This window comes from Acinetobacter sp. V91_7 (genome assembly GCF_031799075.1).
Taxonomy (GTDB): Bacteria; Pseudomonadota; Gammaproteobacteria; order Pseudomonadales; family Moraxellaceae; genus Acinetobacter; species Acinetobacter calcoaceticus.
This window is the reverse complement of sequence record NZ_JAVQNT010000018.1, coordinates 230,734-245,790: the sequence shown is the minus strand read 5'-3', so window position 1 is coordinate 245,790 and position 15,057 is coordinate 230,734. Positions and strand designations below refer to the sequence as shown.

The following is a 15,057-nucleotide window of genomic DNA, read 5'->3' as shown; positions in this document are numbered from 1 at the left end:
AAAGTTCATGTCTAAACAGATTTTAATTTTAGCTGGTGATGGTATTGGTCCCGAAATTGTTGGGGCAGCAGAAAAAGTATTAAATACAGTAAATGAAAAATTTAATTTATCGTTGACTTGGGAACATGGCCTATTGGGTGGTGCGGCAATTGATGCACATGGCGAACCGTATCCAGCTGTAACGAGTGAACAGGCAAAAAAAGCTGATGCAATTTTACTGGGTGCAGTAGGCGGACCAAAATGGGATGCGATTGAGCGTTCTATCCGTCCTGAACGTGGTCTTTTAAAAATTCGTAGTGAACTCAACTTGTTTGCTAACTTGCGTCCAGCCATTCTTTATCCGCAATTGGCAGATGCTTCTAGCTTAAAACCTGAAATTGTTGCTGGTTTAGATATTCTGATTGTTCGTGAGCTTACTGGCGGTATCTATTTCGGTCAGCCACGTGGTATTCGTGAACTCGAAAACGGCGAAAAACAAGGCTATAACACTGACGTTTATTCTGAAAGTGAAATTAAGCGCATTGCAAAAGTTGCTTTTGAACTTGCAGGTTTACGTGGTGGTAAAGTCTGTTCAGTCGATAAAGCGAACGTTTTAGAAGTAACAGAACTTTGGAAGCAAACAGTTACTGATTTGCAGCAAGCGAGTTATTCAAACATTCAGCTTTCACATATGTATGTAGATAATGCTGCAATGCAGCTTGTACGTGCACCAAAACAGTTTGACGTGATCGTAACAGGTAACTTGTTTGGCGATATCTTATCTGATGAAGCTGCAATGCTTACAGGCTCAATCGGCATGTTGCCATCAGCTTCTTTAGATGAAAATGGCAAAGGTATGTATGAACCTTGTCATGGTTCTGCACCTGACATTGCGGGTCAAAATGTTGCCAATCCATTAGCAACAATTCTTTCTGTTGCAATGATGCTTCGCTATACATTCCGTGAAGAAGCTGCTGCAAAAGCAATTGAAGATGCTGTAGGTCAAGTACTTGATCAAGGCTTACGTACAGCAGATATTATGTCTGAAGGTATGACAAAAGTTGGTACAGCCGAGATGGGTGAGGCAGTTGTAGCTGCTCTTGCTTAAAAGCTTCTTATAAAAAAACGCAGCTCAACGCTGCGTTTTTTTATGCCTATGTTTTAGCAGGCTTTACCTTCATATTGAATAGACTCGGCAATATCATTGTTTAGCTGGAAAATAACTTTACAGTTGAAATTCACATCGTAAGAATTGCCACCCAGATTACCTGACTGTATAGCGACAGAGTTACCTCTCATATCGACATTAGTCACCATCGGGATTGGGATGTTTAATGGACGTAAAATCGTATAGATGAGTTGATTAGGTGTTTTCTGTGGAGCATTAGCGACTTGAAAACCAAGACTACGTAGATTGATGTCTTGTCGAATGGTTGCAGAAGATTTGCCTAGAAAGCTCTTTAAATACTCTTGTAAATCTATAGATTGGCGTGGATGGCTAGTACAACCGTTCAAATTCATCATGATCAAACAAAAAAGTAGGCCAATTTTACATCGGGTGTTTATATTCATTTTTATCTCAATAAAAAATTCTATTTATTATTAAAGAACAATAGGTTGGATTTGAATGCTTGTAAAGTAAAAAAGGAAGATTATGATAAATAGAAGGTGAACTTACCTTTAAATTTATCATTACATTCGAATCGCTTTAATAATAATTTCATAGAAAACTTAAGGAAGAAAAGTATGAGAAAAATTGCTTTTGCATTTTTATGCAGTTTAGGAATGACTGTCGTCTACGCTGATAACTGTGATAGTGCCCGCAATACTTATGATGATATTTACTGTACAAATAAAATTTATGCGAGTGCAGATGTAGATCTGAATAAGAATTATCAAGCATTGCGAGTAAAGTTAAATACTGCGCAAAAAAATATTCTTAAGAAATCTCAGCTTGCATGGATACGTCAACGTGATGCTGAGTGTACAGATTCAAATAGAAATAGTGTAGACGTGCAATGTCGTTTACAGACAACGCAAGAAAGAAACCATTGGCTGCAAGAAAGATTGCGTGAATGCCAAACGGTGGGATGTAAAACCAGTCGCTTAAGTGAATAAACAACGCAATAAAAAAGCCACATCATGAAGTGGCTTTTTTGCATTCACTAATTAGCGAGCACGGTACGTGATACGACCTTTAGTGAGGTCATATGGAGTCATTTCGACTTTTACACTGTCGCCAGTAAGAATACGAATATAGTGTTTACGCATTTTACCAGAAATGTGTGCAATAACTTCGTGACCGTTTTCAAGACGTACACGGAACATCGTATTAGGAAGCGTTTCGGTGACAACGCCTTCGAACTCAATGAGTTCCTCTTTATTGGCCATAGCCTACCTGATGATCAAATTGGAAAGGCGCAAATTATAGTCAATTTATTTAAAAAAAACAAGATAGACATACTTCTACTCAAGCATCTGGTTAAAGTATGACTAATAAAAAAGATGTAATTTTTTTCACAAAAGAAGTTTAATTCTGTTGTCAGTTCGGTCAATCAACGCTAATCTAAAATCATAGTTATTAGGGACTGTTAATTGCGTAAAAGTCAACGGCCCTAAATATCAATGAAGTATCTACATGGAAGGGCACTGCGTGGGTCAGCTAACAGATGCATCAGTTGTATTACGCTTTGGCTATCAAGCGATTCGTCGTGCGGGATTGCCAACAGAAGAAATATTAACCAAAGCGGGAGTTGCTTTAAATCAGGTTGATACAAATGCACGTACACCGTTAAGTGCACAGTATGCCTTTTGGACTGCCGCTCAGGAAGTCAGTAAAGATCCAGATATCGGTCTGCATTTGGGCGAACATTTGCCTTTATATCGTGGTCAGGTCATTGAACATCTATTTATTAGTAGTGAAACTTTTGGTGAGGGCCTAAAGCGGGCTTTAGCTTATCAGCGACTCATTAGTGATGCCTTTGATGCAAAACTAGTGATTGAAGAAGGGCGCTGTTATTTAACCAATGGCGAGCAGATCGGTGCTGATAATCTTGTTAATCGGCATTTCTCTGAATGTGCAATTTCGGGAATACTTAGATTTTTTAAATTTATTACCGAAGGGCAATTTCATCCGATCTTTATCGATTTTAACTTCAGCGAAGGAGCAGCTGAGGATGAATATTTCCGCGTATATGGCTGTCCGGTTAGTTTAGGTCAAAAAGAAACACGTTTATATTTTGATCCCGCTATTCTGGATTTTCAGCTTTGGCAAGCAGAGCCCGAGTTATTGCAATTGCATGAGCAGCTTGCGATTGAAAAATTACAAGAATTAGCGCGTTATGATCTAGTGGGTGAAGTTCGTAGAGCAATTGGTTCAACGCTGGAAAGTGGAGAAACAACCTTGGAAACGGTTGCTGCTCAGTTAAATATTACCCCACGTCGCTTACGTACTCAGCTAAGTGAGGCGAATACCAGTTTTCAGCAAATACTTTCTGACTATCGTTGCCGTTTAGCTAAAAAACTTTTGGCAAATACCAACGAGAGTGTTGAGCGTATTGTGTATTTAACTGGCTTCTCTGAACCGAGTACTTTCTATCGCGCATTTAAGCGTTGGACGAATGAGACACCGGTTGAGTACCGTAAGCGTAAACAGCATCGCTAGATAAGTATAAGTCGAGCAGGCTAAGCTTACTCAGGTAAGTTTAGCCAATGTGGCCCAAGTGGCGGCTGAGGCAAATCAAACTGCTCAGGATAATTACACTGAATAAAATAAAGACCATCTGGTGGTGCAGTGACTCCTGCCGCTTTACGATCTTGTGCAGCAAACATTGCATCGATATGATCAACTTCATACATGCCTTGACCAATTTCGAGTAAGCACCCAACAATATTACGAACCATATGGTGTAAAAAACCATCTGCTTGAATATCTAAAACCAAATAACGTCCATGTTCAAATAAACGGCAATGTTTTACATGTCGAACAGGCTGATTTGATTGGCAGGCCGCTGCACGGAAGCTTTCAAAGTTATGAGTACCTTCAAATTTACTAGCTGCTTCAATCATCTTTTTCACATCTAACTGTTGGTAAATGTGAGTAACCTGTTTATGCAATAGCGCAGGGCGATGAGGCGTGTTATATATAATATAGCGGTAACGTCGAGCAGTCGCTTTAAAACGGGCATGAAAACTTTCATCCATCAGTTTAATCCACTGAATGGAAATATCTTTAGGTAGCTGGCTGTTTGCCCCTCTTAACCACCCTGTTTCTGGGCGAATGGCATGTGTGTCAAAGTGCGCCACCATATTCGTCGCATGTACTCCTGCATCAGTACGACCAGCACCATGAAGTGCTATAGGCTCATTTGCGACTTTGCTAAGCACACGTTCAATGGTTTCTTGTACGCTGGCAACGCCTGGCTGTTGTGTTTGCCAACCTCGATATTGAACTCCGCTAAATTCAATACCGACTGCATAACGTTGCATGGCTTTACCTCTATTTAATGCAAATTTTCGTTCCAATGGCTGAACCATTGTTCTGGGGGTGAGTATTTTAAATAGATTTGAAGTGCTTTTGCATAGAGATCTGCATGACTATGTGCATCACTAATGACAATTTTTGCAGTTTTCGTCCACTCACTAATTGCATAGCGTTGATCAATACCACCAAAGGTAACCTGAGTCGTAAGAATCGGAACACAGCCACGTGTATAGAGCTCATCTAATGTTGCTAGTAACTCTTGATTAACAGCTATGTTTCCAGTACCAAAACCTTGCAATACTAAAAATTGAGGTGGGGCTGGCAGTAAATTTCGTAATTGTTGAACGAGCTGAGTGGTCGCAATAGGTTGCATCATCCAATTCAAAATTTGAAAAGATGCTGCACGCTCGATTTGCTTATCTTGCAAAATTAACCCGTTTTGCTGAGGTGTAAATTCAGACTCAGCTTTAAGACCAGAAAAAGCATCAAGTTCAGTCGTATGTGTCTTTAACACAGTTTGAGCATGAAATACTTGATGATGAAAAGCAAGGTAAGTACCCACAGGTAAGCTAATCACCTGTTCTAATGCAAGATATAAATTATCAATTGCATCGGTAAACTCACGGGTATCATTCCCTTGAATATTCAGGAGAGGATATTGACTGCCAGTAATAACCACATGGCAACTCTGTCCTAGAAAACGAGCTAGAGTCGCAGCAGCATAACTAAGAGTATCTGTACCATGAATAACGACGAAGTACTGATAACCTTCGAGTTGGAGTTGTTGTATACGTTGAATAAGACGTAGCCAGTCGGGCGCTGTACAAGCACTGCTATCTACAATATTTGGGGCAGCAAAACAGTCGACCGTTAAGTGAGGTGGTATAACTTTTTCAAGTTGAGGTAAGAATTGGTCATATGGCATAGGCGCTAAAGGTTCACCTACACAGCCAAAAGTACCACCCATATAAAATAAGGCTATTTTTTTCATCTTTTTCAGGCACAAAAGCAGTCATCTTTGACTGCTTATGGTAAAACGATCAGCCTTAAGAAGCTATGCGATTTAGTAGATTTTTCGCGCGTTGTTGTTGCTCTGTGTTGAATTTTTGCTCATTACTTGCCAACAAGGCGTGCGCTGCTGGGTAAGCACCTAAACTGATATATTGCTCTGCAAGTTTTAAGTCGAGTTCATTTTCATCTAACTGTTTTAATTCTGGAAAAGCTTGGACAAGTGGGTCGTTGTTTTCAAGGCTAAGTTCTGATTCATTTAAATTCGGTTGATTATCTTCAGACTCTATAGGATTTAAAGAAAACTCAAGGGTTTCAACTGATAATGGCTGAGTTTGAATATTTTCTTCTAAGACGATTTCTTGAGAGTTATTGCTTTGAGCATCAGACTCTTTGTCTATTGAAAAATTACTAAAATCAAGATCAATGTCTGGCGTAGCTGTTGTATCAATTTTGATTGTTTCAACAGTCAATTCAGAGCTAGCCTCAAGAGACTTTTCTGCTTTATTTGAGATAGACTCTAAATCAAATGAAAACTCTAAAGTATTTAAGTCATTTGTTTTACTGGCTGTTTCAGTGTTGATTTTATCTTCAGGTTTAGCAGAATCGACTTCTGTTGTTTTTTGCTCAAATGAGAAATTAAATTCCAGAGGCTCAACTTCAACAGCAGGTTCTTGCTTTACAGGTGTATAGTCTTTCTGCAAGTCATCAAAAGAAGCTTCAGAAGAACTTGTTGTTAACTGGTCAAACTGAGCTGTTGTGTCTGGTGTATTTTTTGGCTCTTTGTGTGTTTGAGCTTGAGGGAAATCGATAGCATCAGGTTGTCTTGATGACTCATATTCTTTTTGTCTAGTTTCAGCTTGAGTCACGATTTCATGCAATGCCAGACTTCGAATATGACTAATCAGTTGTGTTATGGCAAATTCATCTTTCTGTGCAATATGAACTTCAAGCAATAATAAATAAAGCTCATGTTGAGTATTATCTTTTTTTAGCGCCTGATTTACTTGAGCTTCAGCGGCTGAATATTGCTTTTCTTGAATGAGCTGTTTGATTTTTTGACGTACAGCTTCTGGAACAGGGCTGCTTTGTGGAATAGGTGGAAGAGTTTCTTCTACCACATTTACTTTACTTTTTTCACGCGAGTTTTTACTCGATTTAGAGTTTGCCTTTTTATTGGTTTTTTTATTTATCGTTTTAGGGGAGGTGGTCTCTTGTTTCTGGCTATTCTCGCGTTTTTTTAAAATAACAGCGACCACGAGCAATATGATGAACGGAATCACATATAACATTACTTTCCCCTTAAAAAATAAATATTTGCAATATAAAGCGAGCTAACTCTGGTTTTAACTTAATGTTTTTGCTTGTGAGTGTTTTGCTGTGCTTGTAACTGCTGTTGTAACTCTACCAAACGCGCATTCAAAAGTTGAATACGTTGGTCTTTTAACCGTAAAGTTTGATTTAATTTGGTTACATTCCTTTGTAATGTAACGTTTTTTTCTCTTTTTGTCATAACTTTTACTGCTAATTCAGTATTGTTTTGACTTTGTTGTGTGCTCTTTTTAGCACTTCCATGTGTAGAATTTTGGCTGTTTTCAGCCACGATACTCATTTCTGCTTGTTGCAAACGGTATTTGGCTTTGCCAGAAGGTGATTTTGCAGTATGCGTTATTTCTGTTTTTGATTTATTTTGCTGAGTTTTAGAGGCAGGAGTATGGGCGAGTTTTAGAGCGATTCCCTGACGTAAACGGTTTACATCACCTTGAATAAAAGCATGCTGGTTTTGTTTTTGGATATCGTGCATGACTTTCGCAACTGGCTGTCTGGTTTTCGCTGCAATACGATTAGCAATGCTCCATAGAGACTCATTGTGTTGTACCACATATTTACCTGAAGTTACTGGTCCTCTGGATGGACTTAGGGTTTGTTTCTTTGCAGCATTTTGACTGAGATTTTTGGATGGAACAGATTTCTTTTGTACTGCTAACTTTTTAACTGGCGTTTTTGGCGAATTATTTGCATCTGACTTATTAATAGCAGATGTAATTTGATTTTTTGTCCCTGCCTGATCAGGAATAGTGCTTGTTACAACTTGTTGAGCCGAAGAGTTTTCACTAAGTGAGGTAGATGAATTCGTATTTATAGCAGGGATAGTACTAGAGTTGATATTCAGGTTTTGTTCACTATTCGCGTTTGTTGTAGTTGGGACTGAAGTTGATGAAGCATATTGGGTGCTTTCTGGCAGATTTAAAGCAATATCTTTTTCATTCACAATAAGCTGAGGCGATAAAGTACTTTCGTTATTTTCAGTCTTTTTTATAGCAGAAGGCTTAATTACAGTTTTGATATGCTGTAAACGAGTTGCAGAACCTTCACTGATTTTTACAACAATATTGAGTTCAGGATCAATAACAGGACGGGATGAGGTAATGACAATAACCCCAGAGCCTTGACCATTTTGGCGTGTATAAAAATTAAGATTTCCCGGAGGTTGATGAGTCACACCCAAAGCACTTAAATCTTCTGGTGTGGCTAAACTGACGTGCAAAGTGGAATTGGGATCAGCTTGCTGGAAGTTCATTTCTGCATATAACAAATCGCCGGGTGCGGACTGAATTTGTATAGGGTCTAATGTAATCGCATAAATAGATGGCGAAGACATAATGGTGAAAATGGCAATTTTTAATTTGTTATAAACAGTCATCTCAATCCATGACCTAATAAGTCGTAAAGTCGTTCAAAATTATACAATAATGAAATGTAAATAAATTGTAAATTTTTCACAAACCAGTTACGAAAAAGCCGATCTAATGTGATCGGCTTTTTGTTTTGACTGAATAATTCAGACCAAATTATGAGCTTTTGTATTCTACTAAGATACGTAACATACGACGTAAAGGTTCAGCAGCACCCCAAAGTAACTGATCACCTACTGTGAATGCGCCTAAATATTCTTTACCCATGTTAAGTTTACGCAAACGGCCGACAGGTACAGTTAAGGTGCCTGTTACAGCAACAGGTGTAAGGTCAGTCATAGACGCCTCACGAGTGTTTGGTACAACTTTCGCCCATTGGTTTGAAGTACGAATCATATCTTCGATTTCATCAAGTGGGACATCTTTTTTCAACTTGATCGTCAGTGCTTGAGAGTGACAACGCATCGCGCCAATACGGACACAGTGACCATCGATTGGAATAATTTGTGAATTACCCAAGATCTTGTTAGTTTCAACCTGACCTTTCCATTCTTCTTTTGACTGACCGCTTTCAAGTTGCTTATCAATGTAAGGAATCAACGATCCAGCTAATGGCACGCCAAAGTTAGCAGATGGAAAACCTTCGCCACGTTGTAACTCGGCAACTTGACGATCAATATCCAAAATTGCAGATTTAGGGTCATCTAACAACGTTTTGGTATTGTTATATAAGTAGCCCATACCAGTAATTAGCTCACGCATGTTTTGTGCGCCAGCGCCTGATGCTGCTTGATAAGTCATAGCAGTCATCCACTCCACCAAATTATTTTGGAAAAGTGAACCCAAGCCCATCAACATAAGCGATACAGTACAGTTGCCGCCTACAAAAGTTTTGGTGCCGTTAGCCAAACCATCTTTGATAACGTTAAGGTTTACTGGGTCAAGAACGATGATTGCATCATCTGACATACGTAAAGTAGAGGCTGCATCAATCCAGTAGCCATTCCAACCAGTTGCTTTTAACTGTGGGAAAACTTCAGACGTATAGTCACCACCTTGACAGGTAATAATGACATCCATTTGCTTCAGACTATTAATGTCTGTAGCTTCCATAAGTGCTGGGGCAGTCTTACCACCAAATGAAGGAGCTTCACCACCTGCATTACTGGTAGAGAAATAAAATGGCTCAATATGAGCAAAATCATTCTCTTCAACCATACGTTGCATAAGGACGGAACCGACCATCCCGCGCCAACCGACCAGACCTACTTTCATGTCATTTTGCCTCGGTGCGTTAAAATTATTAGGGGGAGTTGAGTGTATCAAAAGTGTCCACAACTGCAAGCGTTACAGAAACAAAACACCATGTTTATTGAGTAGAATATCTTGTTTATGTTACATACAAAATTGATAAAGATGACAAAAAATTTAAAAACCAAATCATCTTAAAAGAGAAAATTCAATGATTTATATCGAAGTTCTAGCTGGTCTGGCGATTTGGTTAAGTTTCTGGTCACTTATTCCTCGTGATGAGTGGTGGTTTCGTGGCGCAGACTTCCCACGTTTACAGATTCTATTTGTTGGACTATTAGCCTTTGTGGGTATGCTGTTTTGGCCTACCGAGTGGAATCTATGGCGTGAGATCGTGCTTGCCGTGCTCATCGCTGCGATTGCTTATCAGCTTAAAATGGTTTTGCCTTATACCCTATTTTGGAAAAAACAGGTTAAGCAGGTGAGGCGGTCTCAATTAGACCCTCAAAAGCAGATTTCATTGATTGTATCTAACGTTCTAACTCCTAATGATAAATATCATTTACTTCTTGAGCAGATTCGGAAATTACAACCTGATTTATTGCTTACCTTAGAAAGTGACAAGACATGGGAAAATGCTTTAAAAGAAATTGAAGAAGATTATCCTTATCGTGTTCCTGTGCCTTTAGATAACTTATATGGAATGCATTTATATAGCCGTTTACCTTTATCAAATACAGAAGTTAAATTTATTTTGAGTGATGAAATTCCCTCAATTCACACCACTGTAACTTTACGTTCGGGCATGCCAGTTCAGCTATATTGCCTGCACCCCAAGCCACCGAGTCCAACTGAGGCGAAAGATTCAACGTTACGTGATGCAGAACTATTGATTGTTGGAGATCAGATTAAAGACTTAGATGAAAGCTGTATTGTGATGGGGGATTTAAACGATGTAGCATGGTCACGTACTACACGTTTATTTCAACGTATTAGCGGATTACTTGACCCACGAGTTGGGCGACATTTCATTAATACCTTTCACGCAGATTATCCATTGCTGCGTTGGTCTTTAGACCATATTTTTCATAGTACTGATTTTGGTCTGGTTAAAATGAAACGGTTGCCACATATTGGATCGGATCATTTTCCAGTATATGTCGTTTTACAGACCGGTCGGGTATTTGAACAAATTCAAGAAGAATTGGAACAAACCCAAAATGATGAAGAAGAAGCCCAAAGCGCTATACAAGAAGGAATTGCCAAGGCTGAAAAAGAAGAAAAAATTGTGACTGATGAAATTGCGCAGCCTTATAAATAAAAAGCATATAAAAATCGATGTAAGCAATATCGTACAAAGATTTGAGTCTAGGGCCAATAGGCAGAGGGGTATAAAAACCTTATTCTACATTCATCGGCACACGGAAACGGGAATGGACGATCCCACGTAAGGATACACTAAGCTGATATGGAATAAGCATCACGGATCAGATGTTGGAACGGAAACGATAAAAATAACGATTAACCTGAAAGCACAACCTCATTTACCCGAGTTTTGCAGGACGCAGAACTCGGGTTAATATTTTATATATACCTCATTTAATTCATGGCAAATAAAAGAAATATTGTTAAGTTAATCTTAATTTAAAAATCTATTTAACTATAGGTAATAATTCATAAGTTCTTTATATATCTGAGCAATTTTCAATGAAAATAGATACAAATTTTTTTTTTGATAAGTTTTTGTTTTTATAGATTATTGATGAATAAATATAGGCTTTGATCTATTTAGATATAAATTGGGGTTGTTTAATTGGCAAATCTCAATAGAATGTGCCGATCGTTGACATGTTGGATCGTCAACAGGCATTGTTGTTTATCTCGCCGGATCGGCGAGTTGTGATTTGTTTGTGCATTTAAATTTCTGTTTGGAAATTACTGTACATATTGAGGTTTCACTCTTAGTTAGTGGTCTTCTCCCTCTCATATTTGATACTTTGCGGTGCATAAGGATTGTCTTATGAAGAATTTTAAATTTAGCCTTGCTTGGCAAATTTTAATTGCTTTAATCCTAGGGATAGTTGTCGGGGCTGTTTTACATAACCAGCCTGAAATCAAAGATAGTATTGTGAATAATTTTCTTGCGCCATTGGGTAAGATCTTTATTAGCCTGATTAAAATGATTGTTATTCCAATCGTTTTCTCAACCTTGATTTTAGGTATTGCAGGTGTTGGCAGTACGAAAAGTTTAGGGCGACTTGGTTTTAAAACCATTCTCTATTTTGAAATTATTACGACTATTGCTATTTTGGTTGGCTTGGTTGCAGCAAATATTTTCCACCCAGGCTCAGGCATTGATATGTCTCAGTTGGTGCAGTCAGATATTTCTCAATACAAACATACAACTGAAGAAGTTCAGTCTCAGTCACATGGTCTTATTCAAACAATATTATCGCTCATTCCAACGAACATTATTAGTTCGATGGCGCATGGCGAAATGTTACCTGTGATTTTCTTTGCTGTGTTATTTGGTGTGGGTTTATCTTCATTACCAGCTACCACTAAAGACCCATTGTTGAACGTGTTTCATGCAGTTTCAGAAACAATGTTCCGCGTAACGCATATCATCATGAAGTATGCGCCTGTGGGTGTGTTCGGTTTAATTGCAGTAACCGTTGCAAACTTCGGTTTTGCTTCACTTATTCCTTTGGGCAAGTTAGTCGTGTTGGTATACGGTGCGATTTTGTTCTTTGCTTTAGTGGTGCTTGGTTTAACTGCAAAAATGTTCGGAATTAATATCTTTATCTTATTTAAGATTTTAAAAGATGAATTGATTTTGGCATTTTCAACTGCAAGTTCAGAAACAGTTTTACCGCGTATTATGCAAAAGATGGAAGCTTACGGCGCGCCTAAAGCAATTTCCAGTTTTGTTATTCCAACAGGTTATTCATTTAACTTAGATGGTTCTACGCTTTACCAAAGTATCGCTGCAATCTTTATTGCACAGCTTTACGGTATCGAAATGTCAATTAGCCAACAAGTCATTTTAGTTGTAACTTTAATGATTACCTCTAAAGGTATTGCGGGTGTTCCTGGCGTATCATTTGTTGTGTTACTCGCAACATTAGGTAGTGTTGGTATTCCTGTAGAAGGTTTGGCATTTATTGCTGGCGTTGACCGTATCATGGATATGGCACGTACCGCGTTGAACGTTGTAGGTAATGCACTTGCAGTACTTGTGATTAGTAAATGGGAAAAACAATACGACTCTGAAAAAGCAGCAGCTTATGAAGCAACGCTTAAATAAATCTGACTTTTTCTTGTTGTAATAAAAACCCGCGTTGATCGCGGGTTTTTTTTATGGGGTTATTTCAGTACAGTCTCATATAAGGTTAGTGTCTGATCACACATGTCTTTCAAGCTAAACATAGTGACTGGGGCAACGACTTGAGGCTGTTCAATATGCTTTTCCACTGTTTCCAGTAAAGCCTTTTCATTTCCTACTTCAACAAGACCTTGCGGGTAGACATTAGATAAAATCTCAGCAACACCTCCACGGTTCCAGCCAATGACTGGTGTACCGACAGAGAGCGCTTCTAAGGCTGTTCTGCCAAATGTTTCTGCCTGATTGGATAGAGAGAGAACAATATCGCTAAAAGCGAGCCATTCACGTATATCTGAGCGATGCCCTACGAAGGTAATTTTATCTGCAAGTCCTTTACTTTGAATGGTGCTTTGCAGCTCATTTAAATAGGCCTGTTTTTGTGTATCAGCACCGCCGACCACAACCGCATGTAGTTGAGGATATTGTTCACCTAGTTTTTGCATAAGTTCAATTAAGCTTTCATGGCCTTTTAAACGTGTAATACGGCCGGGTAAGCAAAGTAAAAATTTATTTTCGAGCTCAGGAAAGTCATTAAAAACTTGATTGAACCATTGTGCTGGAGGGTGATAGTTATGCGGAAAAGCAGCTGGGTCAATCCCTCGATAAATCCGAACAATATCTTGGGGAGGGCAGTTTTTATAATGGTCAGTAATGTATTTAACCACGCTGTCAGAAACAGCAATGACTTTCTCGGCCTGAGTCATAATCGCGCTATAACGATTGACTGAGTAAAAGCCATGCACCGTGCTAATGAGGTGAGGACGTTTATTTTTAGGTATTTTTCTTAAAGCAAAATGAGTTAACCATGCTGGTACACGAGAGCGTACATGAACAATGTCGGGTTGATGCTGTTCAATAAGCTGGCGTAAAGGCCGGATCTGCCACAAGCTTGAAAGTGACTTTTTATGAATCGGTAGAGTTAAGTGAGTAGAACCTTCTGCTTCGAGTTGTGAGACTAAGCGCCCGCCGTTGGATACAACAAGAGACTGATGTCCTTGTGCAACAAGCGCACGTGCGATTTCAAGTGTGCCGCGTTCTACGCCACCGCTATTAAGTTCTGGGAGAAGTTGCATCACTTTCATTATTTTTGCCTTTAGGTTGTAGCAAAGCGAGGTCTTGCAGTTTATTCATTCAATATTTGGAGTTTACTCCTTACTTTTGTTTTGGCAAAAGTAACAAAACCATTTGTTGGACTAACGACACATCCATGATGTCGTAGCCCAACGGGCGACATCCTTGTCGCCTATCGCACGATAGTACATACTGGATATTATTTAGATGTTTATAACTATGATGCGGTAATTACGGAAGATTATTTAATAAATTTCTTCATATCCTTCAGGACGTGTTTTAAATCTGCGGTGGAACCACATATATTGAGTCGGTGCGATTCGAAGTTGATTTTCAATAATTTTATTAACGCGTGTTGCATCATCAACTTCATCTTCACTTGGCATATTGTCGACCGCAGGTTCAATCAGAACATGATATTTGGGGTTCTTAATATCCCCATGACGGTAGAAATATAAAGGCACGGCGACTGCTTTTGAGATTTTTAATAAGCGGCGGTGTGCTGTTACTGTGGCAGCAGGTACGCCGAAAAATGGTGCCATAACACCTTGTTTAAGTCCAAAGTCTTGATCTGGGCTATACCAAATTGCATCGCCATCTTTAAGGTGACGAATTAAACCACGCATATCATCGTGATCGATCTGTGCTTTATAAATTGTGCCACGGCAACGATAAATAAGCATATCGAGTAATGGATTATTTTGAGGGCGATAAACAACATCTGGTTCAAAATATTGAGCACAAAGATAGCCGCCTGCATCAAGAAGCGTACTATGAGTCCCCAGTAATAAAACACCTTTGCCTTGAGCTTGGGCATTGGTAATGTGTTCTAAACCTTCAATGGTGACTCGGTTTTTAAACCAGCGCGGGTTGTACCATGCATTTAAGGTTTCAAACACCCCAAGCATCATATCGATAAAAACTTGTTGAGCTTGTTGCTGAACTTTATCGGCAGACCATTCAGGAAAGCAGACTTCTAAATTACGAATAGTTGTTTTACGGCGTGATTTTAGATATTTCCAAGCCAGATGAGCTACGCTATGCGCCAGACGCCATTGTATGGCCCATGGTAAAATAGCCAAAAGCATTAAAAAAAGAATAGCAATCCAAACACCCCAATATTTAGGCAATAAAAAGGACCATTGAAACTCACCGGGCGTATAAGACTGCTTTTGGCTCATAAC

General features: G+C 39.0%; 14 protein-coding genes. 5 read left to right on the top strand and 9 right to left on the bottom strand.

Going from position 1 to position 15,057, the window contains the following annotated elements:
* The first annotated feature begins 7 nt into the window (after positions 1-7).
* Positions 8-1,087, top strand: coding sequence for a 3-isopropylmalate dehydrogenase (gene leuB / locus RMB03_RS01795; RefSeq protein WP_004640985.1), 1,080 nt, complete (start codon positions 8-10; stop codon positions 1,085-1,087).
* A gap of 53 nt (positions 1,088-1,140) precedes the next feature.
* Here leuB and RMB03_RS01790 read toward each other — a convergent pair whose 3' ends face one another.
* Entirely contained in the window at positions 1,141-1,551 is a 411-nt protein-coding gene (locus tag RMB03_RS01790; protein WP_311073411.1) for a hypothetical protein, read from the bottom strand.
* 174 nt (positions 1,552-1,725) lie between these two features.
* Between RMB03_RS01790 and RMB03_RS01785 the strand changes: the two genes are divergently transcribed.
* Positions 1,726-2,097 carry a lysozyme inhibitor LprI family protein gene (locus tag RMB03_RS01785; RefSeq protein ID WP_003654719.1) on the top strand — a complete coding sequence of 124 codons (372 nt, stop codon included), beginning with the start codon at positions 1,726-1,728 and terminating at the stop codon, positions 2,095-2,097.
* 51 nt (positions 2,098-2,148) lie between these two features.
* Here the strand turns inward: RMB03_RS01785 and infA are convergent, their stop codons facing one another.
* A complete protein-coding gene (gene infA, locus RMB03_RS01780; protein ID WP_001284370.1) occupies positions 2,149-2,370 on the bottom strand; it encodes a translation initiation factor IF-1 in 222 nt (73 codons plus the stop codon).
* Positions 2,371-2,632: 262 nt separating this feature from the next.
* Here infA and RMB03_RS01775 point away from each other — a divergent pair, with 262 nt between their 5' ends.
* Positions 2,633-3,643 carry an AraC family transcriptional regulator gene (locus RMB03_RS01775; RefSeq protein WP_151743532.1) on the top strand — a complete coding sequence of 337 codons (1,011 nt, stop codon included), beginning with the start codon at positions 2,633-2,635 and terminating at the stop codon, positions 3,641-3,643.
* Between the two features lie 26 nt (positions 3,644-3,669).
* On the opposite strand, the gene truA is transcribed toward RMB03_RS01775, so the two are convergent.
* The 5 genes from truA to asd form a co-directional block, all read right to left on the bottom strand.
* Entirely contained in the window at positions 3,670-4,467 is a 798-nt protein-coding gene (gene truA, locus RMB03_RS01770; RefSeq protein WP_004640993.1) for a tRNA pseudouridine(38-40) synthase TruA, read from the bottom strand.
* 14 nt (positions 4,468-4,481) lie between these two features.
* Complete coding sequence (locus tag RMB03_RS01765; protein WP_311073409.1) at positions 4,482-5,453, bottom strand: asparaginase; 972 nt, start codon at positions 5,451-5,453, stop codon at positions 4,482-4,484.
* A 55-nt stretch (positions 5,454-5,508) separates the two neighbouring features.
* On the bottom strand, positions 5,509-6,762 hold the full coding sequence (locus RMB03_RS01760) for a hypothetical protein (RefSeq protein ID WP_311073407.1): 1,254 nt from the start codon (positions 6,760-6,762) through the stop codon (positions 5,509-5,511).
* Positions 6,763-6,821: 59 nt separating this feature from the next.
* Complete coding sequence (locus RMB03_RS01755; RefSeq protein ID WP_311073405.1) at positions 6,822-8,174, bottom strand: hypothetical protein; 1,353 nt, start codon at positions 8,172-8,174, stop codon at positions 6,822-6,824.
* Between the two features lie 148 nt (positions 8,175-8,322).
* A complete protein-coding gene (gene asd, locus RMB03_RS01750; protein WP_004641000.1) occupies positions 8,323-9,441 on the bottom strand; it encodes an aspartate-semialdehyde dehydrogenase in 1,119 nt (372 codons plus the stop codon).
* 187 nt (positions 9,442-9,628) lie between these two features.
* Between asd and RMB03_RS01745 the strand changes: the two genes are divergently transcribed.
* Positions 9,629-10,738 (top strand): endonuclease/exonuclease/phosphatase family protein, encoded by a 1,110-nt coding sequence (locus RMB03_RS01745; RefSeq protein ID WP_311073404.1) that lies wholly within the window; start codon positions 9,629-9,631, stop codon positions 10,736-10,738.
* A 699-nt stretch (positions 10,739-11,437) separates the two neighbouring features.
* Positions 11,438-12,724, top strand: coding sequence for a glutamate/aspartate:proton symporter GltP (gene gltP / locus RMB03_RS01740; RefSeq protein WP_311073403.1), 1,287 nt, complete (start codon positions 11,438-11,440; stop codon positions 12,722-12,724).
* Between the two features lie 59 nt (positions 12,725-12,783).
* On the opposite strand, the gene RMB03_RS01735 is transcribed toward gltP, so the two are convergent.
* Both RMB03_RS01735 and RMB03_RS01730 read right to left on the bottom strand, forming a co-directional pair.
* Positions 12,784-13,884, bottom strand: a complete 1,101-nt coding sequence (locus RMB03_RS01735; protein WP_311073402.1) for a glycosyltransferase family 4 protein — start codon at positions 13,882-13,884, stop codon at positions 12,784-12,786.
* Positions 13,885-14,118: 234 nt separating this feature from the next.
* Positions 14,119-15,054, bottom strand: a complete 936-nt coding sequence (locus RMB03_RS01730) for a lauroyl acyltransferase (protein WP_311073401.1) — start codon at positions 15,052-15,054, stop codon at positions 14,119-14,121.
* Between the last annotated feature and the right edge of the window lie 3 nt (positions 15,055-15,057).

Bases quoted from the DNA above. Each gene is read 5' to 3' on its own strand.
- leuB (WP_004640985.1), top strand. From the start codon at position 8: ATGTCTAAACAGATTTTAATTTTAGCTGGTGATGGTATTGGTCCCGAA.
- RMB03_RS01755 (WP_311073405.1), bottom strand. From the start codon at position 8,174: ATGACTGTTTATAACAAATTAAAAATTGCCATTTTCACCATTATGTCT.
- RMB03_RS01785 (WP_003654719.1), top strand. From the start codon at position 1,726: ATGAGAAAAATTGCTTTTGCATTTTTATGCAGTTTAGGAATGACTGTC.
- gltP (WP_311073403.1), top strand. From the start codon at position 11,438: ATGAAGAATTTTAAATTTAGCCTTGCTTGGCAAATTTTAATTGCTTTA.
- infA (WP_001284370.1), bottom strand. From the start codon at position 2,370: ATGGCCAATAAAGAGGAACTCATTGAGTTCGAAGGCGTTGTCACCGAA.
- RMB03_RS01765 (WP_311073409.1), bottom strand. From the start codon at position 5,453: ATGAAAAAAATAGCCTTATTTTATATGGGTGGTACTTTTGGCTGTGTA.
- RMB03_RS01735 (WP_311073402.1), bottom strand. From the start codon at position 13,884: ATGAAAGTGATGCAACTTCTCCCAGAACTTAATAGCGGTGGCGTAGAA.
- RMB03_RS01790 (WP_311073411.1), bottom strand. From the start codon at position 1,551: ATGAATATAAACACCCGATGTAAAATTGGCCTACTTTTTTGTTTGATC.
- truA (WP_004640993.1), bottom strand. From the start codon at position 4,467: ATGCAACGTTATGCAGTCGGTATTGAATTTAGCGGAGTTCAATATCGA.
- RMB03_RS01730 (WP_311073401.1), bottom strand. From the start codon at position 15,054: ATGAGCCAAAAGCAGTCTTATACGCCCGGTGAGTTTCAATGGTCCTTT.
- asd (WP_004641000.1), bottom strand. From the start codon at position 9,441: ATGAAAGTAGGTCTGGTCGGTTGGCGCGGGATGGTCGGTTCCGTCCTT.
- RMB03_RS01760 (WP_311073407.1), bottom strand. From the start codon at position 6,762: ATGTTATATGTGATTCCGTTCATCATATTGCTCGTGGTCGCTGTTATT.
- RMB03_RS01745 (WP_311073404.1), top strand. From the start codon at position 9,629: ATGATTTATATCGAAGTTCTAGCTGGTCTGGCGATTTGGTTAAGTTTC.